Origin of the sequence: Jeotgalibacillus aurantiacus, from assembly GCF_020595125.1 — a bacterium.
GTDB classification, from domain to species: domain Bacteria; phylum Bacillota; class Bacilli; order Bacillales; family Jeotgalibacillaceae; genus Jeotgalibacillus; species Jeotgalibacillus aurantiacus.
In genome coordinates this window covers 825,105-851,530 of sequence record NZ_JACNMS010000001.1, presented here as the reverse complement: position 1 = coordinate 851,530, position 26,426 = coordinate 825,105, and the positions used below count along the sequence as shown (strand labels likewise).

23 protein-coding genes and 1 pseudogene are annotated in these 26,426 nt (G+C 43.5%); 18 read left to right on the top strand and 6 right to left on the bottom strand.

From position 1 onward, the window contains the following. The first annotated feature begins 197 nt into the window (after positions 1–197). The gene (locus tag H7968_RS04030) at positions 198–2,093 is read left to right on the top strand and encodes a 3'-5' exonuclease (RefSeq protein ID WP_227394944.1); all 1,896 of its coding nucleotides are present in this window, start codon (positions 198–200) and stop codon (positions 2,091–2,093) included. A 15-nt stretch (positions 2,094–2,108) separates the two neighbouring features. Then, positions 2,109–4,985 (top strand): DUF3427 domain-containing protein, encoded by a 2,877-nt coding sequence (locus tag H7968_RS04025; RefSeq protein ID WP_227394943.1) that lies wholly within the window; start codon positions 2,109–2,111, stop codon positions 4,983–4,985. Between the two features lie 35 nt (positions 4,986–5,020). On the opposite strand, the gene H7968_RS04020 is transcribed toward H7968_RS04025, so the two are convergent. Then, a complete protein-coding gene (locus H7968_RS04020; protein WP_227394942.1) occupies positions 5,021–5,422 on the bottom strand; it encodes a (deoxy)nucleoside triphosphate pyrophosphohydrolase in 402 nt (133 codons plus the stop codon). 182 nt (positions 5,423–5,604) lie between these two features. On the opposite strand from H7968_RS04020, the gene H7968_RS04015 reads away from it, so the two are divergent. The 3 genes from H7968_RS04015 (at position 5,605) to H7968_RS04005 (ending at position 8,520) form a co-directional block, all read left to right on the top strand. Continuing rightward, entirely contained in the window at positions 5,605–6,471 is an 867-nt protein-coding gene (locus tag H7968_RS04015; RefSeq protein ID WP_227394941.1) for an N-acyl homoserine lactonase family protein, read from the top strand. A 213-nt stretch (positions 6,472–6,684) separates the two neighbouring features. Beyond that, entirely contained in the window at positions 6,685–7,542 is an 858-nt protein-coding gene (locus H7968_RS04010) for an STAS domain-containing protein (protein WP_227394940.1), read from the top strand. Positions 7,543–7,680: 138 nt separating this feature from the next. Further along, positions 7,681–8,520, top strand: a complete 840-nt coding sequence (locus H7968_RS04005) for a methyl-accepting chemotaxis protein (protein ID WP_227394939.1) — start codon at positions 7,681–7,683, stop codon at positions 8,518–8,520. Between the two features lie 49 nt (positions 8,521–8,569). On the opposite strand, the gene H7968_RS04000 is transcribed toward H7968_RS04005, so the two are convergent. Beyond that, entirely contained in the window at positions 8,570–9,910 is a 1,341-nt protein-coding gene (locus tag H7968_RS04000; RefSeq protein WP_227394938.1) for an aminotransferase-like domain-containing protein, read from the bottom strand. A 117-nt stretch (positions 9,911–10,027) separates the two neighbouring features. On the opposite strand from H7968_RS04000, the gene H7968_RS03995 reads away from it, so the two are divergent. From H7968_RS03995 to H7968_RS03985, 3 genes and pseudogenes are all read left to right on the top strand, one after another. Beyond that, entirely contained in the window at positions 10,028–10,954 is a 927-nt protein-coding gene (locus H7968_RS03995) for a DMT family transporter (RefSeq protein ID WP_227394937.1), read from the top strand. Between the two features lie 25 nt (positions 10,955–10,979). Continuing rightward, positions 10,980–11,606 carry a nitroreductase family protein gene (locus H7968_RS03990; RefSeq protein WP_227394936.1) on the top strand — a complete coding sequence of 209 codons (627 nt, stop codon included), beginning with the start codon at positions 10,980–10,982 and terminating at the stop codon, positions 11,604–11,606. A gap of 427 nt (positions 11,607–12,033) precedes the next feature. Next, positions 12,034–13,563, top strand: a pseudogene (locus H7968_RS03985) (malate:quinone oxidoreductase); the annotation flags it as partial. 42 nt (positions 13,564–13,605) lie between these two features. On the opposite strand, the gene H7968_RS03980 reads toward H7968_RS03985, so the two are convergent. After that, the gene (locus tag H7968_RS03980) at positions 13,606–15,036 is read right to left on the bottom strand and encodes an RQC-minor-2 family DNA-binding protein (RefSeq protein WP_227394935.1); all 1,431 of its coding nucleotides are present in this window, start codon (positions 15,034–15,036) and stop codon (positions 13,606–13,608) included. Between the two features lie 172 nt (positions 15,037–15,208). Between H7968_RS03980 and H7968_RS03975 the strand changes: the two genes are divergently transcribed. From H7968_RS03975 to H7968_RS03965, 3 genes are all read left to right on the top strand, one after another. Further along, positions 15,209–16,384 (top strand): DUF418 domain-containing protein, encoded by a 1,176-nt coding sequence (locus H7968_RS03975; protein ID WP_227394934.1) that lies wholly within the window; start codon positions 15,209–15,211, stop codon positions 16,382–16,384. Between the two features lie 538 nt (positions 16,385–16,922). Further along, positions 16,923–17,354 (top strand): hypothetical protein, encoded by a 432-nt coding sequence (locus H7968_RS03970; RefSeq protein ID WP_227394933.1) that lies wholly within the window; start codon positions 16,923–16,925, stop codon positions 17,352–17,354. Positions 17,355–17,450: 96 nt separating this feature from the next. Further along, positions 17,451–18,356 carry an HD domain-containing phosphohydrolase gene (locus H7968_RS03965; RefSeq protein WP_227394932.1) on the top strand — a complete coding sequence of 302 codons (906 nt, stop codon included), beginning with the start codon at positions 17,451–17,453 and terminating at the stop codon, positions 18,354–18,356. A 368-nt stretch (positions 18,357–18,724) separates the two neighbouring features. Here the strand turns inward: H7968_RS03965 and H7968_RS03960 are convergent, their stop codons facing one another. Continuing rightward, the gene (locus H7968_RS03960) at positions 18,725–19,273 is read right to left on the bottom strand and encodes a DUF2179 domain-containing protein (RefSeq protein WP_227394931.1); all 549 of its coding nucleotides are present in this window, start codon (positions 19,271–19,273) and stop codon (positions 18,725–18,727) included. Between the two features lie 233 nt (positions 19,274–19,506). Here H7968_RS03960 and H7968_RS03955 point away from each other — a divergent pair, with 233 nt between their 5' ends. Then, positions 19,507–21,141 (top strand): DUF2207 domain-containing protein, encoded by a 1,635-nt coding sequence (locus H7968_RS03955; protein WP_227394930.1) that lies wholly within the window; start codon positions 19,507–19,509, stop codon positions 21,139–21,141. A gap of 214 nt (positions 21,142–21,355) precedes the next feature. Here the strand turns inward: H7968_RS03955 and rluF are convergent, their stop codons facing one another. Beyond that, a complete protein-coding gene (gene rluF, locus H7968_RS03950) occupies positions 21,356–22,072 on the bottom strand; it encodes a 23S rRNA pseudouridine(2604) synthase RluF (RefSeq protein WP_227394929.1) in 717 nt (238 codons plus the stop codon). 161 nt (positions 22,073–22,233) lie between these two features. Between rluF and modA the strand changes: the two genes are divergently transcribed. From modA to H7968_RS03920, 6 genes are all read left to right on the top strand, one after another. Next, positions 22,234–22,977: a molybdate ABC transporter substrate-binding protein gene (gene modA, locus H7968_RS03945; RefSeq protein ID WP_227394928.1), complete on the top strand. Its 744-nt coding sequence runs from the start codon at positions 22,234–22,236 to the stop codon at positions 22,975–22,977. Further along, the gene (gene modB / locus H7968_RS03940; RefSeq protein ID WP_227395085.1) at positions 22,977–23,633 is read left to right on the top strand and encodes a molybdate ABC transporter permease subunit; all 657 of its coding nucleotides are present in this window, start codon (positions 22,977–22,979) and stop codon (positions 23,631–23,633) included. The genes modA and modB overlap by 1 nt, the downstream gene beginning before the upstream one ends. A 183-nt stretch (positions 23,634–23,816) precedes the next feature. After that, the gene (locus tag H7968_RS03935) at positions 23,817–24,170 is read left to right on the top strand and encodes a hypothetical protein (protein ID WP_227394927.1); all 354 of its coding nucleotides are present in this window, start codon (positions 23,817–23,819) and stop codon (positions 24,168–24,170) included. A gap of 89 nt (positions 24,171–24,259) precedes the next feature. Then, positions 24,260–24,694, top strand: a complete 435-nt coding sequence (locus H7968_RS03930) for a cell wall hydrolase (protein ID WP_227394926.1) — start codon at positions 24,260–24,262, stop codon at positions 24,692–24,694. Positions 24,695–24,819: 125 nt separating this feature from the next. Further along, positions 24,820–25,158, top strand: coding sequence for a PadR family transcriptional regulator (locus tag H7968_RS03925; protein ID WP_227394925.1), 339 nt, complete (start codon positions 24,820–24,822; stop codon positions 25,156–25,158). Continuing rightward, positions 25,142–25,909, top strand: a complete 768-nt coding sequence (locus H7968_RS03920; protein WP_227394924.1) for a VanZ family protein — start codon at positions 25,142–25,144, stop codon at positions 25,907–25,909. The genes H7968_RS03925 and H7968_RS03920 overlap by 17 nt, the downstream gene beginning before the upstream one ends. 56 nt (positions 25,910–25,965) lie before the next feature. On the opposite strand, the gene H7968_RS03915 is transcribed toward H7968_RS03920, so the two are convergent. Then, positions 25,966–26,418 carry an aminoacyl-tRNA deacylase gene (locus H7968_RS03915; protein WP_227394923.1) on the bottom strand — a complete coding sequence of 151 codons (453 nt, stop codon included), beginning with the start codon at positions 26,416–26,418 and terminating at the stop codon, positions 25,966–25,968. Positions 26,419–26,426: the final 8 nt, after the last annotated feature.

The window sequence follows — 26,426 nt, the reverse complement described above, 5'->3', positions numbered from 1 at the left end:
GTGGAAGGACGTCAGTATTGTGTGAAACACGAGGTGAATTCTGCGAACCATCGACAAAATTTTGCGAAAGAAAGCAGATATTGTGCGAACCTGTCTCGGACAACTACCCAGATCAACCTGAAATCATCAAATATTTGTAAAATAAAATCTCACTTATAGTATAATAGACACAAAAGTTGGAAAATGAGGTGTGACACATGGCATATACAGTTCCGGAAACGATACGGTCGAGTGCAACCGCGGGTGAAAGGTTGCTTTTCCGCACTTTAAAAGAACACCTGCCAGAAGACTATATTGTGTATTATGAGCCTTCGATTCTAAATAGAAGACCGGACTTTGTCATCGTCGGGCCTGATTTGGGGATCGTTGTTTTAGAGGTAAAGGATTATACGAAAAATACGTTATTTCAGCTCAATCAGGATGAATGGACATTGCTTACTTCTAACGGTGAGCAGGTGAAAGCGAAAAGTCCGTTACTGCAGGCGAGAGAAAATATGTTTCATTTAGTGAACGCCTTAAAAAAAGACAAAAACCTGCTTCAGCTGGAGGGGAAATACGCTTCTTACTTAAAGTTTCCTTATGGCTGTGGTGCTGTGTTTACGAGGCTGACGCAGAAGGATTTCATCCAAAACGATCTGTATTCGATTGTGGATCCGTTGTTTTGTTTAACGCGGGATGAAATGAACCCGGATGATGAGGCGTTTTCTGAGGAAGTGTTCGTTGAGAAAATTTTAAATATGTTTACCGTCCCTTACCGGATGAAAGAACCGCTGACAAAAGAAGAGGTGGATGCGATTCGCTATCACCTGTTTCCTGAGGTCCGGATCAGCGCGGAATTTAAGCAGGTATCGCCCTATCAGGATCAGGTACTGCTCTCGCTGCACAATATTAAGGCGATGGATTTGCACCAGGAAAATCTGGCGAAGCAGATTGGTGATCAGAACCGTCTGATTCGCGGTGTAGCGGGTAGCGGAAAAACATTGATCTTAGCAAGTCGTGCAAAGCTCCTGGCAAAAGAAAATCCGGAGTGGAAAATCTTGATTCTCTGTTATAACATCTCTCTTTCCCGCTTTATTGAACAGATGGTCTTCCAGATGATGGAGCCTGACAATCTGTTTGATTTTGCAGAAGAAGGGAACCACTCTGAGCATCGTATTGAGGTAAGGAATTTTCATGCGTGGTTAAAGCATGATCTTAAATGCAATGAAAAAGAGCTTCCAGTCATAGTTGAGAAGCTTAAAAAAGGTGAAGCGATTCTCCCGATGTATGATGCGATCCTTATTGATGAAGGCCAGGATTTTGAACCTTTATGGTTTGAATTGGTCAGTCAGCTGCTGAATCCTGATACAAAATCGCTGCTTCTAGTTGAAGACCGGGCTCAATCCATTTATAAACGGAAGCGCAGCTATGTGCAGGATACCGGGCTTGATTTCAGAGGGCGGTCGAAGGTGCTAAGCATCAATTACCGTAATACCGCACAGATTGTTGCTTTTGCATGGGATTTCTATCAGTCCCAATCCGCATTGAAAAACAAGGTGGTCGCAAAGGAGATGGACGGTGAGATCATCGCGCCTCAAAGCACGAAACGGAAAGGTTTTGAACCGGCTATCATTAAAACCGACACCTTCAAAAGTGAAGCCAATATGGTAGCCAGACAGATTAAAAAACTGCATGAACAGAAGAATGTGCCTTACGCTGAAATGCTGATTCTTTACCGGGTTAAAAACACATATAAAACGAACTATATCGACCTTTTAAAAAGAGAGCTTGATCAGGAAGGCATCCGCTATTACTGGCTGACAGAAAACAGTGAGTCTAAGCGTAACTTCGAAAAAGAAGATGGACTGGTAAAAATCAGTACCATTGAAAGCAGCAAGGGTCTCGATTTTCAGGCCGTATTTATTGTGAATGTGGACAATATGCCATTTGTTCTCACAGACGATGTCGAGCGGGAAGCATCACTCCTCTACATCGGCATGACCCGCGCCAAGGAATACCTTTGCCTATCCTATTCTGGAGAGTCCGATTTTACGAAGTATTTTGATGGGCTGGTGGAAGAGCGAGTGAGGTTGAAGGTTAATGAACTTAAATAAGTAGAGGTGTTGTCCGTGGAAAGTTTTGCTCAGCAACTTAGAAGCTCTCTTGAAAAAGGGTTTTTTAATAAGTCGCATACACAGTCAAGTCGTTTTAAGCCGGAGTTACTGGTTAACCAGTCGAATAAACGTCAGGATGTATTAACCTCTTTGACAGATGAATTGAAAAAGTGTCAGCACTTTTTATTTTCTGTGGCTTTCATTACAGAGGGAGGTCTTGCCACACTAAAGTCTCACTTGTATGACTTGAAGGAAAAAGGAATTCAAGGGAAAATCTTAACTTCTACATACCTTTATTTTAACAAGCCTAAAGTATTCAAAGAGTTACTGAAGCTTGAAAATGTAGAGGTGAGAATTTCGGATATTAGAGGTTTTCATTCTAAGGGATACATCTTTCAGCACGATGAGTATTACTCATTAATTGTTGGAAGCTCAAACATAACTGATAAAGCGCTAAAGGAGAATTACGAATGGAATGTTAAGTTAACATCTCACGAAAATGGAGATATTGTTCATCACTTTCGTTCGCAGTTTGAGGGAATGTGGGAACAAAGCACGGGTCTCTCACTTGAATGGATTCTTAGATACGAAGAAGATTGGCTGAAAACACTTCCTGAAAAAATAGCTGAAATGCCAGAGCGTTATTCCGTCAATAGAGTCAAAGATGCTTTAGAAATTGAACCAAACGTTATGCAACAAGCAGCTCTTCAAGGTATTGAAAATGTACGCTTACAAGGTGAGAAACGTGCATTAGTTGTTTCGGCGACAGGGACAGGGAAAACCTATCTTTCTGCTTTTGATGTAAGACGGTTCAGACCTAAAAAAATGCTCTTTTTAGTGCATAGGGAACAAATCCTCCAAAAAGCTAAATCTGACTTCCAGCGCGTTCTTGGTGGAAGTGAAGACGACTTTGGATTATTAACTGGTTCAATAAAGTCTGCGGATGCGAAATACTTATTTGCTACGATTCAAACAATGTCTAAACTTGAGACAATTAATCAGTTTCAAAGAGACGAGTTTGATTACATCCTTATTGATGAAAGTCATCGTGCGGGAGCCGAGACGTATCAGCGCATCATTGATTACTTTGATCCGGCTTTCCTGATGGGCATGACCGCCACGCCTGAGCGTTCTGATGGTTATGATTTATTTAAGCTATTCAACTATAATCTTGCCTATGAAATCCGGTTACAAGAAGCTTTGGAAGAGGAGATGCTTTGTCCTTTTCATTATTTTGGTGTAACAGACCTGGAAGTTAACGGCGAGAAAAAAGATACTTTTGAGTTCCAGAAGCTTGTGTCTGAAGAGCGAATTAACAGAATCATAGATAAGATCAACTATTACGGATACTCGGGTGACTCCGTACGTGGACTGATGTTTTGTAGCTCCAAAAAGGAAGCACATACATTATCAAAAGAGCTTAATGTAAGAGGGTTTCGCACGTGCGCCCTGACCGGCGATGATCCTCAGGAAATACGAAATCTTGAAGTAAGCCGTCTCGAAAACGGTGAGCTCGACTATCTTTTAACAGTAGACATATTCAACGAAGGTATTGATATACCAAGCGTCAATCAAGTCGTGATGCTTCGTCAGACAGAGTCCAGCATTATCTTTATCCAGCAGCTCGGCCGTGGTTTGAGAAAACATGAATCAAAAGACTTTGTCACTGTCATTGATTTCATCGGAAACTATCGAAATAATTATCTCATTCCGGTTGCGCTATCGGGTGACCGTTCACAAAATAAAGATTCAATTCGTCGCAAAGTCATTGATCAAAGCTACATAAAAGGAGTATCTACGATCAATTTTGAAGCGATTGCGAAAGAGCGAATCTATGCTTCCATTCAACATGCCAGCCTGACCCATTTATCCGTTCTCCGAGATGCTTACCGTGAGCTGAAAAACAAAATAGGCAGGGTTCCGATGCTATCAGACTTTTACAGTCATCGTTCTATTGATCCGATTGTCATTGCTGGAAAAAAAGAGAATTATCACATCTTTTTGCAGGCAGTCAATGAAGAGGTAGTAGACTTAGAAGAAGAACACCTTCAGGTTTTGACGATGTTGACACAGGAAATATTATCTGGGAAAAGAATACATGAAGCTTTACTCTTAAAGGAATTAATAAGCACCGGAACAATATTAAAGTCAGCATACATAAATAAACTGAAAAATGATGGTGCGCGTTACGACATGGACACCCTATTGTCTGTTGAAAAGGTTATGACACTAACGTTTTTTAAATCAGCAGATCGTAAAAAATATGGTAGTAATGCTCTGATCGCAGTTGCAGGAGATTTGTATAGTCTTTCTAGTAATATAATCGGTCTATTAAAAGAGCCCTGGTTCTTAACACTAGTCGAAGATGTATTAAATACCGCTCTACTTAGAGGTGAACGTTACAAACAGAGCCAAAAGCTGACGCGACTCGAGAAATATTCTCGAAAAGATGCGTGTTGGTTATTGAACTGGGATAAAGATGAGCAATCAACAATTTACGGCTATAAAACAAAACATGGTTCTTGCCCAATCTTCGTGACTTATCATAAGGAAGATGATATTGAAGCTAGTGTCAATTATGGTGAATCATTCATTAATCCGGAAGTTTTTCATTGGTATACGAGGAGCAGAAGGAAGAAAACATCCAAAGAAGTCATTGAAATTGTTGAAGCTGAGGAACGTAACATTGATCTTCATTTATTTGTTAAAAAAGACAATGATGAAGGCAGTGATTTTTACTACCTCGGTGAAGTGATACCTGATAAAAATTCAGTAGAAGAAACTACAATGCTTAATGACAAAGGTGAGAATCTACCAGTTGTTACAATGAATTTAATGTTACAAGAAAGTCTTGACCAACAAATCTATGATTACTTACATGAGCAAACATAAACAATCGCCAGAGACATTTTGTCCTGGCGATTTCATTATACGTGAGATTGTAAGGTCAACATAGAGACGGCAGGAATATCCGCAGGAGCCCAAATTAGAGAATCCAAATAATTGCGATGCATCCATATTAGCTTGGCATGCTCAGTTGCTACTGGTTCTCCTTTTATAAGCTCTGCACGAATTGCGATTAATTGGATAACAAAAGTTTCATACTCATGAACGTTTTCATGAATCACTTCATGAGCCTTGATATCACAATTAAGTTCCTCTTTAATTTCCCGCACCAGTGCCTCCTGAAGGTTTTCACCTTCCTCAACTTTACCTCCAGGGAACTCCCATTTGTTGGGGATAGACATGTCTTCAGATCGCAGCGCACATAAAATTTCATTTTGTTGATTTTCAATGACTGCAGCAACAACTTTGACTTTCTTTTTCATCGTTTCAGCTCCTACTTAGATATTAAATTCATTTTATCATGGTTAGTCAGAATGTTTGTCAGTCTTTATTAGTTGATTATTAATCGTGAATCCCGCACATCCCCAGCACCCCCAGCCATCCCAAAAAACACCGAATCACCTTATAATCATGGTAAATCCAACATGAAGTGAGGGCGATGAGGGTGCTGGTTTATCAGAATGAGATGTCTGGTTTGCGGGTTCATGCTTTTTCGACGGGTCATGTGAAGGTGAAGAAGGCGCATCGTCAGTGGAGGGGACCGACTGCGTTCAGGCTTCCGGCTTTGATGGCGTCTGTGTCGTGGACGGAGTGGCTGCCGATCTGGTGCTGGCTGGTGGAGCTGCCTGATATGAAATTTATGGTGGATACCGGCGAAACGCATCGGGTGAAAGAGCCTGACTGGTTTAAAGGAGATTCGGGGAATGAATGGATGCTGAAGCGGATTCTGCGTTTTGATATTGAAGAGAAGCACACGCTTGAAGCACAGCTGAGAAAAAGTGGGATTGATCCTGAATCGATTGATTTTACGATTTTGACGCATGCCCATACGGATCATACGGGCGGCTTGTCAGCAGTGGCTGGAAAGCCGGTGATCATGTCCCGGACAGAATATGACCATGCAATGAGAGCCCCGCGTGGCGCAGTTCCTCATCAATGGCCGAAAAATATGCAAGTAAAGCCGACTGATCTGCCGCATTCTGACTCTCTGTTTAAGGATGCGGACCACTCATTGCATCCAAATGTTTCGATCGTAGCAACGCCGGGTCATACCGCCGGGCATCAGTCAGTTATTGTGCGGGATAATGGGTTATCACTGTTTTTTGCCGGTGATGTGACCTTTAATCAGGAGCAACTGCTGCATTATCATTTGCCGGGCATTACAGAAAATTCAGAGCTTGCAGTAGAAACGATCGCTGCGATTCGCTCTTATTCTCTTTATCATCCAACTATTTATATGCCGTCTCATGATCCGGAGTCCGTGACCAGGCTGATGGAGCAGGCAGTCGTGGAGCGGAAGAAGATCGGTTAAGATTTGAGCACCAGTCCTTTTACGGGCTGGTGTTTTTAATGTGCTGAGCTGGACGCGAAACGATATCCCTTGCCGGGAGGAGTCACATTCGCGGCAAAATCATCTCAAAATATTAGTCTTTTCGTCTTGAAAAAATAGTCCCGAATACGCTTATTAATGGACTGGAAGGGTATATAGAATAGCAAATAACGTTATAGAAGGGTAGTTTTGTTAATGCAACCATTTTCTCTGAATCCCTCCACCCATTCCTTCAAGTCTGTTGATGAAGTAGCCGATACAATTCTCCAGATGATGAGTATGTTCGTGAATGTCAATACCTTGTTTATTGCAAGGAATGACCGCCATACGAATGAAATTACCCACGTTTTGAACAAAAATCAGCCGCTGGTTGTAAAAGGGGATACTTTACCCTTTGAAGAGACGCTATGCAAGGTGAGTGTTGATCACGGTAATGAGCCGCTTTACATAAATGATTTGAATGATAACAATTTGACAAATGAGCTGAATGTGACCCGCGATCTTGGCGGAGGCAGCTTCATCGGAATTCCCATTTATTATGCCAGCGGGAAAAATTACGGAACCATTTGCGGGCTTGATACGTCCAACGTGGAAGTAACAAAGGAACATTTGGCACTTTTTCAGACGATGGCTTCCATGCTCTCCTTTGTGATCAGTCTCGATTACGCTAACAGTCAGATTCAGAGTTTATCCGTTCCTTTTGTTCCGATTGCAGAAGGAGTGGCGATTTTGCCGATTATCGGGATTATCACAGAGGATCGTGTTAATCAGATCAACGAAGCTGCCCTGATTAAAAGTCAGGAATTATCGCTGGATTATCTCATTATTGACCTTTCGGGTGTTGTTGAGATTGATGATTTTGTCAGCGCCTCTCTTTTGAAGATCGCGACGCTGTTAAAAATGGTCGGCGTTGTGCCAGTTATGACGGGCATGCGGCCAGAGCTTGCGTTACAGGCGATCCAGTCGGGCATTCATCTGAAAGATGTACTGATTGAAGCGAATCTTCAGCGGGCGTTGCATCAAATTGGTTTTTCATTAAAGAAACATGATTAGTAGCCTTCGACTAACCTCATCACTTCACAAATGATGAGGTTCTGTCATATAATCGAATAGGTCTTTAGTTTCTGAAACTAAAGTTTTATTTTTAAACTAAAGTGAAATTTCTCAGATGAATAGGAGAATAACAATATTATGAAAACGCTATCAATAACTGAAGTAAATATACGTAAACTTGAAGCCTTTTTGCAGGTAATTCCGACGATTCACGCCATGCTGCCGGATATTGGGATTGGGCTCGTGAATACGAAGGAATGGCTCGCCTACTTTCCGGGCAGAAAAATAAATATTGGGGCGCAGCCTGGCCGACCGATTGATCCGAATGAACCGCTGGCAGAATGTATCCGTTTTAAAAAGGAGATTAGACAGGAGGTGCCGGAGGAATTTTTCGGTATTTCATTTACAGGCCTCGCGATGCCAATCCTGGATGGGAACGAAATCATCGGGGCATTAGCCATCCAGATTCAGGAGCAGAATGAAAAAGCGCTTCAGGCCATTTCCGATCAGATTTTTAAATCCATTAATGATGCAAATGAGCGGATTACTTCCATTCACAGTGGTTCTGAAGGGCTTGCCCAATATAGCCGACAGCTGCTTGAGCAGTCCAATGAAGCGGCAGATGCGATGAAAAATACGGATGAAGTCATTGGTTTCATTAAAAAGATCGCAAGCCAGACGAACATCCTTGGTTTGAATGCTTCAATTGAGGCAGCCAGAGCCGGTGAGCATGGAAGAGGCTTCAACATTGTGGCGCAGGAGATCCGCAAGCTGTCGAATGACACCTTGGAGTCGACTGATAAAATCAATGATATGCTGAAAAAAATGCAGTCCTCCATCACAGACATTCAGTCAATGGTCGAAAATGTCGTAGAAGTTGGCCGCAAGCAGGCACTTTCCACAGAAGAAGTGTCCTCTTTTATTGATGAAATTGAAGAGATGAGTGTGAAGCTGAAGCAATATGCTGCGAAGCTGTAAAAACCGGATGCCGTATTCACGCGGCACCCGGTTTTTTTATGTCTAATGATCATACAAAATGGTGTCTTCCTGAATTCAGTTCGTCTGCTATTTTCTCAATACCTTCGTTAATTTGGTTTTTCTCCACCTTTGAAACGTTAATCTTCAGCAGCTTATCCTGATAAAAGCCGTCTAAATAATGTTCATCCATCATTTCAAGCAGAACATTCTTCTCTGCGAGGGACCGAATCACGGAAGGAAGGTTAACGTGTTTCGGCAGCGTCAGGTGAGTATGCATGGCCATTACTGTTGGGGTCTGATAGTCAGGCAGGTGCTTTTGAAGCGCTTTTTGAAGCTCCAGTGCCCGTTGAATATAAGCTTGTTTCACCTGATCTCTGTATCGCAAAAACATACCACTTTTAATATAAAGCTCAAGCGCTCCCTGCGAAATCATAGAGCTGTCGATATCACTGATTCGCTTAAAACGTTGAAAAGGTGCGATCATGTTGTCTGGTAACACAGTCAGCCCGATTCGCAGACCGGGAAACATAATTTTAGAAAAACTCTTCAAATAAATCACGCGATCATGTATATCCATGGCATAAAGGGGGTCGTTTTTTGTACTCTCTTCAAAGTCAGCAATATAATCGTCCTCTACAATATATACATCATATTGATGGGCAAGTTTTAAAATGGCGGTCTTTTGCTTTTTTGATAAAGAGGTGCCGAGCGGGTTATGAAACCGTGGCATGCAGTAGAAAAACTTGATATCACCCTGCTGAAACATGTGCTCCAGTATGTTCAGATCAATCCCCTCTGCAGTCCGTTGTATACCCGCTACCGGAATGGCATGTGCCTCAAGATAGCCAAGGTATAAATGATATCCCGGCTGTTCCACAAGGATGCGTGTACGGCCATTAGGAAATGGCATCACGCTCAATATAGACAATGCACGCTGAACGCCGGATGTGACAAAGATCTGATTCGTTCCGGTAAAAACCTGATACGATTCCAGCAGCTTTTGCGCTTCCTTTAACAATGATGGAAGTCCGTGTGAGGTGCCGTAATGAAACAAATCCTCCTGATACATGTCGATGGCTTTATTCATACAGTGCTGAAAATCTCTGTAAGGAAAATGATGCCACGTTGGAGAGGCTGTCGCAAAATCAATGATGGTCTGATCCGCAGGCTTTGGCAGCATTTCGTGATCGACTACATAAAAACCGCTTTTTGGAACGGCATAGATCAAATGCTGCTCTTCAAGCTTGAACAAAGCTGTCTGAACCGTACTAGTGCTACAGGCATATTGCTGCTTAAGTGAGCGGATAGAGGGCACCTTCGATCCTGATGGCATCTGGCCTGACTGGATCAATTGCAGAAGGTCGTGATAAATGATCTCATATTTCAGCATAGCGTTTCCTCCCTGACATCTGTACCGGCACAGATGTCTTTTTTTCATCAGACGAAGCTCTGAAAACATTTTAAGATACACATATAGACCGAATCTCATGAAAAGGAGGTGAGTTCAATGTCTGTTAAAAGCAGAGCCTATACGGCAGCGATTCTTGTTGCCATTATTATCGGTTTATCCTTTATGTTTGTCAAAATCTCACTGGAGTTTGCAACCCCTCTTGATGCATTGGCGCACCGTTTTTCAATTGCTTTTGCGGGAATGACGCTGTTCATGACATCGGCAGGAATCTCACTCGGTACCGTTCGGCCCGACATAAAGAAAATCGTATTTCTGGCCGCTTTTTATCCAGTAATGTTTTTTGGTTTTCAGGCTTTTGGCATGCAGACGGTTTCTTCCGCAGAAGCAGGCATTATTCAGGCTGCGGTTCCGGTCTTTACCCTGCTGCTTTCAGCGTTATGGCTGAAGGAATCCTCATCGCTGAAACAAAAGCTTGCGATCGGTTTGTCGGTGCTTGGTGTGGTGTATATCATGCTGATGAACGGAGCAGGCGGTTCAGGCTTTCTTTTAGCAGGCATCATGCTCATCCTCCTATCCGTCATGTCGCAATCGGTTTATCAGGTGTTAACGAGAAAGCTGACCCGGAATGTCTCTGTTTTGCTCATCACCTACGTCAGTACGCTTGTGGGCTTCCTTGTTTTTAATGCAGCGTCACTGACTCAGCATGTGTTTAATGGAACCATCACTGCTTACTTCCAGCCGTTCAGTCATGCAGATTATACATTTGCCACTTTGAATTTAGGGATTTTGTCGACATTGTTCACCTCGTATTTAACGGCGTATGCCTTATCGGTTTTACCAGCCTTTCAAATGAGTGTCTTTGGCAACCTGACTATCGTCATTACGATGGCAGCCGGAATGATTTTCTTACAGGAACCTCTCTACGGCTACCACTACATCGGCGCACTCATGATTATTCTTGGCGTCATTGGCGCAAATACATCAAGGTTAAAAAACGCAGACATACGCACCCATAGTAAATAAAGGTAACCAATTAGGAGGAATCACCATGACAACATCAACATTAAAACCAACATTAAGCGTAAGGGAAGCCATTGAAACCCGCCGCAGCATCAGAACCTATCAGGACCGTGCCATCAGTCAGAAGGATATCCATCAGATCATTGACCTTGTGCGTTTGACACCAAGCGCTTACAATCTTCAGCCTTGGCGCTTTCACGTCATAACGGATGCCGCTTTAAAAGAAAAGCTTCAATCAGTCTCTTATGGTCAAAAGCAGGTGACATCCGCACCGGCTGTGATACTGCTGGTAAGCGATTCTGAAGAAATGATGAGAAGCATTCCTGACATTGTGCATGTCGGATTGCCGAAAGAGCGTAAGGAACAGGAGATCAAGAGCCTGACAGAGATATTTTCTCAAATGACAGTTGAAGAGCGTTCAGCATGGGCACTCAATCAGACCAATATTGCCCTTGGCTTTATGCTGGTAGCGTTGCAGGGGCTCGGTTATGCAAGTAATCCGATGCTTGGCTTTGAGCCTGAAAAAGTAAAGGAGCTGCTTGGTCTGCCTGAACACGTTACGCTGGCTGCCATGGTGCCATTCGGTTATGCAGCTTCTGAAGGATATCCGCATCACCGCCTTGAGACAGAAAAGCTTGTTAAGATACACGGGTAGAGACAGGGGGGCTGCGGCTCCCTTTTTTGTTGGGTTGGTAGAAGAGGTGGGGGTGGGGTGATTTTTTGTTATGTTCCTGCCAGTTATTTCATCGTTCTGTCGGAGAATTGTTCTGATTCAGCTTTTTATTGTACTGTTCTGGCATTTATTTGTATCATTAGCCCTCTGACCCGGGTTTTTTGTATCGGGCCGATCGATAAATGTACTGTTTCAGTTGGCAATTGTACTGTTTCAAAATGGAATTGTATCGTTCACGCCCCTCCTGAACCTCCATCATAACCGCCGCGCAATCACCCGAAAAACCCCACAACCACGCCTCTGGCACAACAAACCATTTTAATCAATTAAACATAGTGATACACTAGTATATAGGAATTTATTAACCGGAAAGAGATGAAGGGCAGCTGTCGCTTCATTTTTTGCAAAATTTCAAAAGATAAGGGCGGTAAACATGAGTAACAGACATCAGCAGACAGACGTTATTTTAATTGGTGCCGGTATTATGAGTGCGACGCTTGGAGCCTTGCTGAAGGAGCTGAAGCCGGAGTGGAACATTTCCGTGTTTGAGCGTTTGAGCGGGGCGGGCGAGGAAAGCTCAAATGAATGGAATAATGCAGGTACAGGGCACTCTTCTTTATGTGAACTGAATTACACAAATGAAAAGCCGGATGGCTCGATTGATATTTCAAAAGCAGTGAAGGTTAACGAGGAATTTCAGGTTTCTAAGCAGTTCTGGTCCCATCTTGTGGACAGCGGGCTTCTTAACAATCCGCAGGAATTTATCATGCCATTACCACATATGAGCCTCGTGCAGGGTGAGAAAGACGTTCATTTTTTGAACAACCGATTTAAAGCGCTTTCAGACCATCCTTTATTTGAAGGGATGGAATATTCGGATGATCCTGATCAGCTGAAGGAATGGATTCCACTGATCATGAAGGGTCGTACAGTTGATCAGCCGATGGCGGCCACTAAAATAGATTCAGGCACGGATGTGAATTTTGGTGCGTTAACACGTAAATTATTTGAGCATCTTGAAAGTCAGGGTGTCGGTGTTCACTATGAGCATCAGGTGGATGATATGAAGCGTTCGGAGGACGGTTCATGGGAGCTGAAAATTCGTGATCTGAAAAATGAGCGTCTTGAGTATCATAAAGCGAAGTTTGTTTTCATTGGAGCCGGTGGTGGAAGTCTGCACCTCCTTCAGAAATCAGGCGTGAAGGAAGGTAAATCCGTCGGCGGTTTCCCTGTCAGCGGACTGTTTTTAGTATGCAAAAAACCGGAAATTGTCGAGCAGCATTATGCAAAAGTGTACGGAAAAGCACCGGTTGGCGCACCGCCAATGTCCGTGCCACACCTAGATACACGATTTATCGACAATCAGGCATCCCTGTTTTTCGGACCTTTTGCAGGCTTCTCTCCAAAATTCCTGAAAACCGGATCAAATATGGATTTAATTACATCTGTAAAACCGGATAACCTCGTTACGATGGTTTCAGCAGGGGTGAAAAATATTCCGCTGACAAAATACCTGATTGAACAGGTCCTGCTTTCAAAGGAAAAGCGCATGGAAGCACTTCGTGAATTCGTTCCTGAGGCAAACAGTGAGGACTGGGAGCTGGTTGTAGCCGGTCAACGTGTGCAGGTAATTAAAGACACGGAAGCTGGAAAAGGCACCCTTCAGTTCGGAACAGAGGTCATCAGCTCAGAAGACGGCTCCATTGCTGCATTGCTAGGTGCTTCACCTGGTGCGTCAACATCCGTTTCTGTCATGCTTGAAGTACTCGAACGCTGCTTCCCTGACCAGATCGGAGAGTGGGAACCGAAGATTAGGGAGATGATCCCTTCTTACGGTCTGACACTGTCAGACAATCCGGATCTGATCCGCGAGTTAAATGCTAAAACAGCAGACACTTTAAAGCTGATTGTGAAAGAAAAAGTTTCGACCAATGCCTAACGAAAAGCGGTCTGCCCTGAACATTCAGGGAGACCGCTTTTTTTAATGGAGAATATATTTGACCGCTTTCGTTATATATTTTTCCGGCCACGATCTTAATAGACCAAAAATCGATGCTTCATGAAGCTGTAAAGTCCGGATTTTGTTTGTAGGTTCTCCTTTTAAAACCTGTGACAGAATGTGAAACGATAAAGTCAGATCGGTTTGTTTGGTAAAATACTCTACTTTTTCGGCTTCTGCACGGGTCAGTTGAAATCCATTTGTTTCAAAAATAATATCTCCGGGCTTCGGCTGTCTTTCTGCCTGCAGTGCTATTAAATGAGTCTTGAGATCGTGGAACTGCGCTTCTGCGTCCCTGAAGTCAATGCCGGCCCACTTCCTGGATTCTTTTAGCACGGCAACATCTTTTAAGGTGACTTTTGCGAGACTTAACAGTTCTGGCGTGATGTGCTCTTTTGGCAGCTGGATCTCTTTAAGCGCTTTATAACATCTGATCAGTTCCATGTCGTTCTCTTCCTCAAGCTCGTTTTGCAGATCAAGAATCTCCTCAAGCAATGGTGCATGTTTCTTTAGTTGTTCCTTTATTGTTTGCAATTCCTGAAGTGATTCGATGACATTTTTGCTTTGGTCAGCAATCTCATTAAATTGCCGCTCAATGGTTGCAATCCGTTTTACGGTCCGTTCCATGATCGGTTCCTCTGGCAGGATCACTTCATTTTTCTCAACATCATACGTGATTTGAAACTGACAAATTGGACATTCGCACTGCAGGGATTGCGTTTCATCAAGAATCCTTAATTCCTTCGCATGATTACACACATCCCAGCGCCATGCTCCCGGAATCTGGCGGTATGGTCTCATGACAATCTCTACCCGGTGACGCCAGAAAGCGATATCTTCGGGATACTTTAATACCGCAAGAAGCGATGACCGGTTCATGGTCTCAACGGCATTGACAATCGGCTCTTTCGACTCAGCCAGCTCGATAAATGGATGCGTCTTAAAGGCGGCAGCGATCCTATCAATCCATTGACTGCGTTCCTGCTGATGAAGATGGGCGCAAAATACATAATCACGCACGACCTGTCTGATATGTTCATCCAGCTGTTCTGCTGACAGTTTACTATACGTTTTTTCGTAAAATAGTTCATGATCGATCGGCAGCCCTCGCTGAAGGGAATGGGTTGTCCACAAAAACATTTCCGGACGGACAAGCATCGGATAAATATGCTCCTGCTTATAAACGGGTATTGGAATCATCGGCTCGTCTGTTCCGACAAACTGTGACAGCTGCTTTCTTTGTTCGGACGTTAGCTTGCTTAATGCTTCAGAAGCTGACTGCTGAATGCGTGAAAGCACTGCCCGCTCCTCTTTATGACCGATAGAACGAATGGTGGAGTACCGGCGTCCAACCGGAACAAAAAGAAGATATGAATAAGGATCAAATTCATAACCCAGCTCTTGAATACTCATATCGAACAACTCCTTACTGCTAATAAATCTATTATACGCTGAGAAAGAGGGGGGTTCGAATTTGGATGGTTGAATTAGCATTTCCGTATTGCTATCAGAACGCAACCAATTTTTTGAATCCTTTCCACTTTATGAAGCGTAAAAGAAAGAACGAATAAAGGGGAGATACAGTATGACAAAAAGAATTGCGGTTGTAGATGCATTAAGGGGACTAAGTTTATTTGGCATTTTATTAGCGAACATGCTGATATTTCTGTATGGTGTGTTCGGTAAGGATGAACTGGAGCCGTCATCATGGATTGATAAAGGCGCACTGGCCTTTCTGAAAATATTTGTTGAAACGAGCTTTATGCCGATTTTTGCTTTTTTGTTTGGCTATGGAATCATTAAAATGGTAGAGAGTTTAAGGAAGAAGGGATTAAAACGTAAGCGTCATCTGATCAGACGTATGGTATTCCTTATTGTTCTTGGCGTCATCCATTCCCAGTTTGTATGGGAAGGAGACATCCTTTTTATGTATGGAGCGACCGGCTTTGTTCTCTTCTTTTTTGTTAGAAGAAAAGTGAAAACGTTACTGATCTGGGCGACGGTTTTATTGGTTTTAACCTCTGCTGTTACATACGGAGGACAGGAATTTGCGGTTACAGAAGAAGAAAAAGTAAAACTCACACAATATATTGCAGACACAAACCATATTTATCAAAACGGTACATACTCTGAGATCATGCACCATCGGACAACAGAGGACCCATTTGTAATGGAAACAGGGCTCTTCTTTTTTATTCTGCTACTTGCGCCATTTATGATATTACCGATGTTTTTATACGGAATGGCTGCAGCTAAAATCAACCTGTTCAGCAGACTCTATTTATACAAAGAAACAGTCAGGCGGACAGCTGTTTGGCTGGTGCCCGTTGGGGTTTTACTAAAAGGTTTTGCCTATTTTGCAACAGAGCTGAATATCAGCAGTTCTGTATATATGCTGGGAGGTCCGGTTCTGGCATTTGGATACATGGCACTTTTCTGCCTGCTTATGGACCAAAATGATTCATTGTTTGTAAAAGGTTTTGCGGCTATTGGACGATTATCTCTTACCAACTACCTGATGCAGTCGCTGATCTGTGTGATGATTTTCTACGGGTTTGGACTTGGTTACTTCACTCAGCTTGGCATATTCACAGGGATTTTATTATCAATTGTGATTATCGCATGTCAATGGGCAGCGAGCTTGTGGATGGTCTCTATATTCAGCCAGGGTCCTTTTGAAAAAACGATTCGAATGTTTACCTACTGGTCTGTTTTAAGTAAAAAAGAATTACCGTCAGTTGAATTGAAAAAAGCACAGTAACATCAGCGTTGAGGACTCTCTGGTATTGTTAAATATATCGGAGTGTTCTTTTTTTTGGAAAAAACACTTTATTCTTTATTAAGAACATGTTATTCTCTATAAAGGGAGAAAAAAATGATCTTTTCTGGCTATATTGATCAGAATCGGTCGTAAGAAAGGAGTGCGAATCTGTGAGAATGATCGAAATAGCAGATCAAGTCAGTCAACCGTGCACAAAATGTTCTTTATATAGAACGATATTAAAGAAAAGAACATGGCTTTCATTTTTATTGAAGATTAGAGATCCGACAATAGGGTACACAGAAAGTAAATGAAAATGTGTCTTTACTCCTGTATATTCTTCTGGATTTTGGTCTCAGCTGTTAGTATAATAATCTTAATACGATATTCATAGGAAAGAATAGATGTAAGGCTTCTTTTAAGAGTACAATCTCGTATTTTGTATTAAAATCAGCTGTTTTGACCTCCCTGGAGCATATTGGAGTGTGTGGTTATTCAGTGGATATGAATATATATGCAAACGAGGAGGAAAACATAAATGAAAAAATTCCTGACCATTCTGTTTAGTGCCGTTTTATTCTTTGGACTTGGAACGGGTGCTTTTGCATCAGACACATCATCTTCTGATGAGGCGAAAGCATATGAGCTGATTGAAAAAACAAATGCTAAGATTGCGGATGAAATTGATAAAGCGGTTGAAAAATCAGATAAACTGTACGCTGACTATCTCACTTCTGTCGAAGGCCTTGATGCAAGCAGTGAAGAATACATCAAGTTAACTGAAAAATATAATAAACAACTGGATCAAATCGTCGATAAAGTATATAACAAGACATTTGACATGACAGCAGATGCTATTGAAAAAGCCGCTGAGCTCGGCGTTGAAGCTGAGTGCGAGTGGATTCTGGTGCGCTTTGGTGATCGTGATGTATGGATTGACCCAATACGTGTTGTTCCTTGCTGTGACTAATAAATTGCTGCTGCAGTAGAAAATCGCAATTGGTGAAGAGAGTGGATGAATAATGATTCCGCTCTTTTTGCTATACATTAAGTGGGGGTGATACATATGTCTTTTGTGATCAAGAAAAAGGATGAATATATTGAACAGTTTATCTCAAACAGTTTTGATATTAACCTTTTAGCACGTGGTGACGGAACTGAAATCATGGTGCAGCATATCACACAAGGCAGCCTATTTTACGTCTACCCCTCTGAGCATTCGAATGTCATGGAGTTTTATTATTTGCTCGCCGGTGAAATTACAGGTGAGGTATATGGAGAAACCGTTATCCTGGATCCTCATGACTATTTTATTTCGAGCGATCTTGAAGAGCCTGTCCATTTCCGGGCCAGAACCGATGTGACGATGCTCTGGGTTGTGACAGAACCAACTTTTCATGAGTTAAGTGCCGAGTTCCAGACATTGAAAAATATGGTTGAAATGGTGGAGAAAAAAGATCGTTATACGTACCAGCATAATAACCGTGTAGCCATGTATGCAGTAAAAATAGCGAGAAAATTGAAGCTGGCAAAAGTACAGCTCGAGAACTTATATATTTCTTCGGTTCTGCATGATGTAGGGAAAATAAACACCCCTGAGGAAGTCCTGCTAAAGCCGGGCCGACTGACAGAAGAAGAGTTTGCCCTTATTATGAGGCATCCTATTGATGGCGCTGAAATGGTAAAAAGTCTTTATTTTGAGGGCATTTCAACAATTATTTTACAGCATCATGAACGGCTGAATGGATCGGGCTATCCATACGGGTTATCTGGTGATGACATTGTACTTGAAGCCAGAATTATTGCAGTAAGTGATACATTTGATGCAATGACCGAAGACAGGGCTTACCGCAAGGCACTGAGTGTTCAAACAGCAGTAGATGAACTCGTCAAACTTTCAGGAAGTCACTATGATCCCACAATTGTAGATGCATTTGTAGAAATACTCAAAGAAGAAGGAAGAATTAATTGACATCATCCCTTTATTCCTTTAATGTAGACTTCATGCGATGAGCTCGTTTGCGTAAGTCGGATAAGGATCCTTTTCAAAGGAACACGTTGTGGAGCGTGCCTTAACGCCGCAAATTTAGAGGAAGAGGCCTGGACGGTTGTCCAGGCCTCTTTTTAATTTGTGTATGTAAGGTTAGCGGAAGAGTTCGTGAGGTTAGCCGTGGCATTCGTGAGGTTGAACACCGGGTTTGTGAGTTCAGCGGCCACTTTTGTAAGCTTCGCAAACAAGTTCGTCAGTTCAGTGAGAAAAGTCCCGCCTGATTCGAGGTCATTAAACTGAAGAAAAAAACCGGTCATCTTCCCAGCAACAGAAAGGTGACCGGTCTATTATTAACCTTTTTGTATCTGGCTCGCTTTCTTCCTGTTTCGCCGCATGGCTTTTGTGATGTAACCGCCTTTAAAGTTTCGCGGCTCATAAGATACGATGAAGGCGCTCGGTTCGTACTGACTCACAATGTCGATAAACTCACGCTCGCGATCACGGCGTGCGGTACAATCCAGTCTGTAGCGGCGTGCCTGGTTCATTCCTTCAACCTCTGAGGTGGAAACGCTGAATCCTTCATCTCTTAAATTCTTTATTAAATCCTCATTTTTACTCATAATATTGACTTCAATCGATACAAAGCCTATTGCCAGACGCTGTTCGAGAATCTGACCGAGGTAAACCCCGATTCCGAAGCCGAGCGCGTAGGCGACCATATTTAAATAGTTTGATAGATCACTAAATACAATCCCTAAAGCAATCACGTAAATAAACCCTTCTAAGATTCCCATGGCTGCTGCTTTTTCCTTCATACCTTTAACCATCATAATGGTTCGTAAGGTTAAAACCGGAACAAAAATCAGCTGTGCGACAAAGATGATGAGTGCCTGAAGCATTTACCTGCCACCTCTTTCCAAAAACGTTCTGTCTAGTTTAACAGGGGAAGGCTTCAGACAGCAAGGCTGATTTGATTAAAATTCTTACGATATTGTGCAGGTTATATAGCAGTTTTGTCCTAAAAAGTGTACTGACTAATGGTACATTTAACTTATTTTTACAAGAAAGAGAATTATAATGAAACAAGTGGCGTGTTTTGCCGTATTCTTACATAAGAAAGCGGGTGTAATAGATGAATAGATTTTCAAAAATCATGATATTGATCGTAATCAGTTCGTTTTTTATCCAGCCTGCACCGACAAAAGCGGCAACGGTGTGGATCGAAGAATCTCTGATTGAAGCATATGCTGCGGAGAATGGAAATGTTGAAGTCAGAGAAACACATACATATGAATTTGAGGGGGCATTCAATGAAATTACACGAACGCTGCCTGTAAGAGATGGAAAGACTATTGAGAATGTCAGGGCAGCAGAAAATGGCTCTGAGCTGAATGTAGTGAAGGACGGCAATACGTACTCGATCCAGCGCAGTGGTCAGGATGAGATTCTCACGATTCAAATTGTCTATACCATTGTAGACGGTGTAGATTTTTATGAGGACCTGGCGCAGTTTCACTGGGGCTTTTTCGATGCGTCCAATCCGACAGATTTTGAAGATTTAACGATTCAGGTCTGGCCGTTCGAACCGGCAGAAGAGGGCATTGCTTTCGGGTATGATGAAGCGTATGGGAAAGAGTCCGTGATGGAGGGCGGTGCTGTCGAGTTTTACTACGGTAAGGTTCCGTCCAACCGGGATGGAGATATCCGTGTAGCATGGGACGCTGAAACATTCGGTCAGCCGGCAGATCCGGGAAATGGAGAATTGCGTCCTGAATTAATTGAAGCGCTTCGCGGGATTGAGGAGGAAATTGTCGCCGGGGAAGAAAGAAGCCGATTATTCGGTATGATTGGTCTGCCAATTGTTCTTTTGTATGGTCTGTTTTTGATTTGGCGAATTTGGAAAAGCTGGCGCAATGCCCGAATGGTTCGGGAGGAAATGGAGCAGCAGGGAACACAGCCGGAGGTGACGATGCCGGCATTGCTTTACTTTATGAATACAAGACTGACCAGACACGAATTTCCGGATGAAACGATGGGTGTTGCACTTCTTGAGCTGATCCGGAAAGGAAATGTGGAGGAAATAGAAGAAGGCCACTTCAGACTTGTTAATGAGTCCGGATTGAAAAAGCATGAACAAAAGCTGGTTGACTGGTTATTTAAAAAAATGGGCTCGGGTACTGACTTCAGGATGACGGATTTATCGTTGTATACGCTTTATGAAGACCAGCATAATCTTTTCCGGCATGACGATAACGTGTGGAAAGAGCTGATAAAGGATGAATTGATCCAGGAAGGCGGTCTATTTAAGGAAGCCTTAATGCATCGCGCCGGAATTGCCCTGACTGGACTTGCGATGCTGCCGTTTCTCATTTTATTTCCGGCTAACGGTCTGCCGTGGCATTTTCTGCTGTCATTCCTATTTACACTTGTCGCAATCGGTTATGCGTATTTCTACCGACCTTTAACGCTAAAAGGAGCAGCGGTTAAGCAGAAGTGGGAATCGGTTGACCGTGACTACCCAAAGCTTGAAACTGAGAAATGGGATCAGTGGGATGAAGAGAAAAAGCTTCAAGTTATGCTGTTTGGCCTTGGCATGGAAGATAAAAAGATGATACGTAAAAACGATCATCTGTTGTACGAGGCGAACCATCAGCAGGAAGCGATTGAAAGTGTAAACAACCTGATGACCTATCACAGGCTGTATCAGGCCATTATGCCAACAGTGAAAACCGCGTATGAGACGGTGGATAGTACGGATCGACGATAATGAAAAAGCCTTTGTCCCGGGGAGACAAAGGCTTTTTTCATGTAGGAGATGATGGTGGGTGAAATGTCACGATTTTGCGAAACGCTGGTGAAATCTTTCGAACGTGGGCTGGAATTATGCGAACCCTAGACGTTATTTTGCGAAAGACGGCGCTAATTCTGCGAACTACGGCCGGTATCCTGCGAACCCCATCCATCCTCCTCAAAAACGCACATCACCATTCCCTTGGTTCATAATCCAGCTCTCTGAATAGCTGTGTGCGCTCTTTTTTCGAAAGGTCACGCCACTGTCCGACTGGCAGGTTGTTCAGGTGAATATTCATGATGCGCGTGCGCTGCAGGCGGTATACTTCGTAGCCGAGCGCTTCACACATGCGGCGGATCTGGCGGTTAAGACCTTGTGTGAGGGTGATTTGAAACTCAAATTTAGAGAGCTCAACAACCTTACAAGGCTTTGTTTTGGTACCTAAAATCTTGACGCCTTCAGACATCTGCTTCACAAATTCCGGTGTGATCGGTTTATCCACTGACACGACGTATTCTTTTTCGTGCTCGTTTTCCGGGCGGAGAATTTCGTTAATGATGTCCCCGTCATTTGTTAGAAGAATCAGACCTTCAGACTCTTTATCAAGACGGCCCACATGCGAAATGCGTAGTGGATGGTTCACAAGGTCAATAATGTTACCTTTCACACCTTTTTCAGACGTGCAGGTGATGCCGACCGGCTTGTTGAGCGCGATGTAGACATTGTTGCGGGCGAGGCGGATCGTCTGACCGTTAACCATGACTTCGTCGCCTGGCTCCACCTGGGCACCAATTTTGGCGATTTTGCCGTTGATCTTCACTTTTCCTTCTTCTACAAGGCGGTCCGCAGCGCGGCGTGACGCCTTTCCTGATTCACTGATAAATTTATTAATACGCAAGCTGATCACTTCCTGTACAGTTTATTTCACAAAAACAGCGGTTGAAATCCATTCCCTCATCTTAACTTTTCTTTTATCATACGGCAACATACGGGCGCGAATAAAGGGATTCTTTTTAAATGGGAGTTCGATATAATGAAATGAACAGACTGTTTGAGAGGATTTGACGGATGAAAAAATGGTGGATAATAGGTGCTTTCCTGCTTGCCGGCTGTTCGCAATCGGAGCAGTCAGATACAGCAAAAACAGAGCTGACCATATCAGCGGCTGCGAGTCTGCAGGATGCACTGGAAGAGATTCAATCAGATTTTGAACAGGATAATCCGGATATTAAGATTCAATTCAATATTGGCAGCTCGGGATCCTTAAGCCAGCAAATTTCTCAGGGGGCTCCGGTAGATCTGTTTTTCTCGGCAGCCGAGGAGCCGTTTGATCGTTTATCGGAGGAGGGTTTGATTTCTTCTGAGGTAGATCTATTAGGAAATTCCTTAGTGCTGATCACTCCAAATGAGCAGGAGGTTTCCGCACTGGAGGAATTGCCGGAAACGGTGCGGATTTCAATAGGTACGCCAGAATCAGTTCCGGCCGGGCAATATGCAAAAGAGGCATTGGAAGCGCTGGACTTATGGGAAACGGTTGAGGGAAAGATGGTTTATGCCAAAGACGTGCGACAGGTACTTACATATGTAGAAACGGGAAATGTGGATGCCGGGATCGTGTATCAGACAGATGCGATGAGCTCGGAGGATGTGACGGTGGTGGAGGAATTGGATTCTGAACTTCATGCGCCAATTGTCTATCCGCTCGGGATTGTGAAGGAGTCAGAGGCAGCCAGGTTGTTTTATGACTATTTGAAGAGTGAAGAAGCACTTGCTGTCTTTGAGGAATACGGATTTAAAGGGCTGACGCCATGATGACAGCACAATTCTGGGAACCACTGCGTTTATCCTTGGAGGTGGCGGTTGTTGCAAGTATGGTGGTCATCATCACCGGTATTTTGGCTGGCAGGTTGATGGCTGGGCGTTCATTCAGAGGGAAAGCGCTTGTTGAGACAGTATTTTTATTGCCACTCGTATTGCCGCCAACTGTCGTCGGATTTTTACTGATCGTCTGGTTTGGGCGAAATGGCTGGGCAGGACAGGCGATTGAGTGGCTCTTTAACCAGCCGGTCATTTTTACCTGGTGGGCAGCAGTCATTGCGGCTATTGTGGTTGCTTTTCCTTTAATGTATCAGTCCGCGAAAACGGGCTTTGAGTCAATAGATGGCGATATTGAAGATGCCGCAAGAGTGGATGGAGCAGGTGAATTCCGCGTCTTTCTATCAGTCTCTACACCACTCGCAATCAAGGCGATTATCTCCGGCGGCATCCTGAGCTTTGCCCGCGCACTCGGAGAATTCGGCGCGACACTCATGTTCGCCGGCAACATCCCCGGCGTCACCCAGACAGCCCCACTCGCCATCTACGTCGCCATGGACTCCGGTAATATGGAACTCGCGTGGATGTGGGTAGCGTGTATGGTTGGGATTTCGTTTTTGATGCTGATGCTGGTTTACAGAGCACGGGTTTAGGGGACGGAGCGGGTGTTCCTTTCTGGAAACTGTGTCCCTTTGTTTACAAAAAAGAAGGAATTTCCATTTAAAAAACCGAATCCTTTATATAAGAGAAGGGATCGGTGATGAAAAATGAAGCGATTTTATTTTGTGCTAAGCATAGCCGCTGCGATAGGTCTGATTTTTACTGGAGGCTTTGCAGTGGCAAAAACGATGTATGATGAGCCTGTACGTGAGGTTTTGATTGGTTATCCGCACGAAGAAAGGAAAGAGGAGACAGTCATCAGACATTCGTTTACGGATCGTGAGGATCTGAATACAGTTGACAACCTTCAGCAAATCATGATGTTCAGTCAAGTGATGGAAGCACCGGCTGATCTGGGGGAGCATGATGTCATCATAGAAGTACGAAATCCGAAGCATCATACAGCCTTGACGATCATGCCTGTCTGGTTTGAAGAGGATGGTGCCTGGTTTGGATTTGATGATGAATACAGGTGGATCAGTCAGGAAGATGCGGAGTGGTTAAAGGAAGCCATACGTTTTAAAGAGTAGAGGGGGACGGAGCGGGTGTTCCTTTTTGTGTGCTCTGTCCCTCAGTCACCATTTTCACCCCTTCTCATACGATATAGAGGGGTGAGACGATGCCTAGAATTCAATATAAGGATTCAGATGTTGACTTGATGGCGAGGATGATGAGAGCAGAGGCAGAGGGCGAAGGTGCACAGGGCATGCTGTATGTGGGAAATGTGATTGTGAATCGTGTAAGAGTGGACTGTCTGGATTTCAGGGATGTCCGGAATGTGCATGATGTCATTTTCCAGATACAGGGTAATAATTACTCCTTTGAAGCGGTTCAAAAGGGCAACCTTTTTTATCACCGTGCCCGCGAAAAAGAAAAGCAGCTTGCCAAAAAAGCATTGGATTACTGGACCGACCATCCTGCAAGATTTGCCCTCTGGTACTTCAACCCGTACGGACCATGCCCGTCAACCTGGTATAACCAGCCGTTTACAGGACAATTTAAAAATCACTGTTTTTATGAGCCGATCGGTGGCACGTGTGACAGTGTGTACTAGGGGACGGAGCGCCTGTTTCTTTTTTGAACGGGCGCTCCGTCCCTCTGTTTCTTTTTTACCTTGTAATACGATGTACATAGTGTTACGATTTTAAAAAGATAAATTTTGGAACAGGTGGTTTGTAAATGGATAAGGAAATCATGAAGGGCAGCATTGATATTTTGCTTTTATCGCTGGTGAGCAGGCAGGATATGTATGGGTATGAAATGGTGAAGTCGCTTAAAGTGAGCAGTGAGGATCTTTATGAAATGGGTGAGGGAACGCTTTACCCGGCTTTGAAGCGGCTTGAGAAAAAAGGATGGATGGAGTCTTACTGGCGTGAAGTGGAACCAGGACCGCGCAGGAAGTATTACAGAATCACATTGAATGGGCAGGAGGAGCTAGAGCGAAAGCAGAGCGAATGGGATAAAATCACGGCTTTAATTAAAACGGTGAGGAGGGACTTGCGTGGATCAGAGGCTTGAAGAGTATGTGTGGGAGATCACAGATGAGTTGCATTGTTCATCGGAAGAGAAAGAAGACATTTGTGAGGAGATGCTTGGTCATTTGCTTTTATTGAAGGAAGAATTTTTAGAGGAAGGTTGTTCTGATACAGAAGCTGCTGAAAAAGCCATTCACATCTTCGGCCATGAAAAAGAACTGAAAAAGGGCCTGCAAAGCGTGATGTCTCCTTTTTATAAACCGCTGAGACTGTTGATTTTGAGCGCTTTTACTTTTTACAGTTTTATTGTGCTGGCCAACCTGCTGTTTATTCGTTTAATAGAGAGAGTTGCATTTGGAGAAGCAACAAGACTCTATTTCTTTTGGCCGGAAAATGCCGAATCTTTTTGGAGCGCTGAGGTCTGGCAACATAACATGAATCTGACGCCGTTTCGCAATATTACGATGTATTTAAACGGATCAGAGTATTTTAATTCAAATATTATTTTACATAATACCCTTGGTAATCTCTTAATCTTTCTTCCACTCGGGCTGTTTCTGCCAATCCTTTATAAGAAATGCCGTAACTGGTGGAAAATGCTTTTGATGGGTGCGGGATTGTCACTGCTGATCGAACTGACCCAGTTTTTTACCATGACCGGTCAGTTTGATATTGATGATGTGATATTGAATGGAGCAGGTGCGCTTGTTGGGTATCTATTAGTCAAGGTGCTGTTAAAAGTGTCAGAGGTAGTTGTTGTAAGAGAGAAGAAGCAAAGGGTGTCGGATGTATAACACAAGGGGACGGAGCGGGTGTGCAAAAAAGGCACACCCGCTCCGTCCCCCTGTTATTATCTTCTCACTCTGACAATCTGTCCCCTGCTTAAACGCAGCAGTTCTTCAGAAGGTATTTTAATAAGCGACTGCGCTGTGCCGCCTCCTGTATAGACGACAGGAGTTTCCATGACTTTAGGGTCAATCAGAAAGGTTGCTTCAAAGCCAAAGGAGGGCACGCCGCCAGCCGGGAATCCGGATTTATCGATGATTTCGTGTTCGTTTGCGAGGCGTGGGCGTGGAATGTTTAAGGCTTTGCTTACTCTGCTTGTGCTTGCGCGATCTTCTCCTTTGACAATGGCGACAATCAGTTCGTCGTCCTCACTGATCATACAAATATTTTTCACAAGCTGTTCAGTGCTGGCTTGAACAGCTTGTGCGGCTTCTTCAACGGAGTGGGTGGACTCCTTGAGTTGAAGAAGTTCAGCACTGGATTGATTTTCCTTGATAAATGCCAGTAATGCTGACATATAATCTC

What these genes read in the sequence shown, in the direction of transcription:
- H7968_RS04030 (WP_227394944.1), top strand. Translation starts at nt 198, where the DNA reads ATGGCATATACAGTTCCGGAAACGATACGGTCGAGTGCAACCGCGGGT.
- H7968_RS04020 (WP_227394942.1), bottom strand. Translation starts at nt 5,422, where the DNA reads ATGAAAAAGAAAGTCAAAGTTGTTGCTGCAGTCATTGAAAATCAACAA.
- H7968_RS04010 (WP_227394940.1), top strand. Translation starts at nt 6,685, where the DNA reads ATGCAACCATTTTCTCTGAATCCCTCCACCCATTCCTTCAAGTCTGTT.
- H7968_RS04005 (WP_227394939.1), top strand. Translation starts at nt 7,681, where the DNA reads ATGAAAACGCTATCAATAACTGAAGTAAATATACGTAAACTTGAAGCC.
- H7968_RS04000 (WP_227394938.1), bottom strand. Translation starts at nt 9,910, where the DNA reads ATGCTGAAATATGAGATCATTTATCACGACCTTCTGCAATTGATCCAG.
- H7968_RS03995 (WP_227394937.1), top strand. Translation starts at nt 10,028, where the DNA reads ATGTCTGTTAAAAGCAGAGCCTATACGGCAGCGATTCTTGTTGCCATT.
- H7968_RS03990 (WP_227394936.1), top strand. Translation starts at nt 10,980, where the DNA reads ATGACAACATCAACATTAAAACCAACATTAAGCGTAAGGGAAGCCATT.
- H7968_RS03980 (WP_227394935.1), bottom strand. Translation starts at nt 15,036, where the DNA reads ATGAGTATTCAAGAGCTGGGTTATGAATTTGATCCTTATTCATATCTT.
- H7968_RS03975 (WP_227394934.1), top strand. Translation starts at nt 15,209, where the DNA reads ATGACAAAAAGAATTGCGGTTGTAGATGCATTAAGGGGACTAAGTTTA.
- H7968_RS03970 (WP_227394933.1), top strand. Translation starts at nt 16,923, where the DNA reads ATGAAAAAATTCCTGACCATTCTGTTTAGTGCCGTTTTATTCTTTGGA.
- H7968_RS03965 (WP_227394932.1), top strand. Translation starts at nt 17,451, where the DNA reads ATGTCTTTTGTGATCAAGAAAAAGGATGAATATATTGAACAGTTTATC.
- H7968_RS03960 (WP_227394931.1), bottom strand. Translation starts at nt 19,273, where the DNA reads ATGCTTCAGGCACTCATCATCTTTGTCGCACAGCTGATTTTTGTTCCG.
- H7968_RS03955 (WP_227394930.1), top strand. Translation starts at nt 19,507, where the DNA reads ATGAATAGATTTTCAAAAATCATGATATTGATCGTAATCAGTTCGTTT.
- modA (WP_227394928.1), top strand. Translation starts at nt 22,234, where the DNA reads ATGAAAAAATGGTGGATAATAGGTGCTTTCCTGCTTGCCGGCTGTTCG.
- modB (WP_227395085.1), top strand. Translation starts at nt 22,977, where the DNA reads ATGACAGCACAATTCTGGGAACCACTGCGTTTATCCTTGGAGGTGGCG.
- H7968_RS03930 (WP_227394926.1), top strand. Translation starts at nt 24,260, where the DNA reads ATGCCTAGAATTCAATATAAGGATTCAGATGTTGACTTGATGGCGAGG.
- H7968_RS03925 (WP_227394925.1), top strand. Translation starts at nt 24,820, where the DNA reads ATGGATAAGGAAATCATGAAGGGCAGCATTGATATTTTGCTTTTATCG.
- H7968_RS03915 (WP_227394923.1), bottom strand. Translation starts at nt 26,418, where the DNA reads ATGTCAGCATTACTGGCATTTATCAAGGAAAATCAATCCAGTGCTGAA.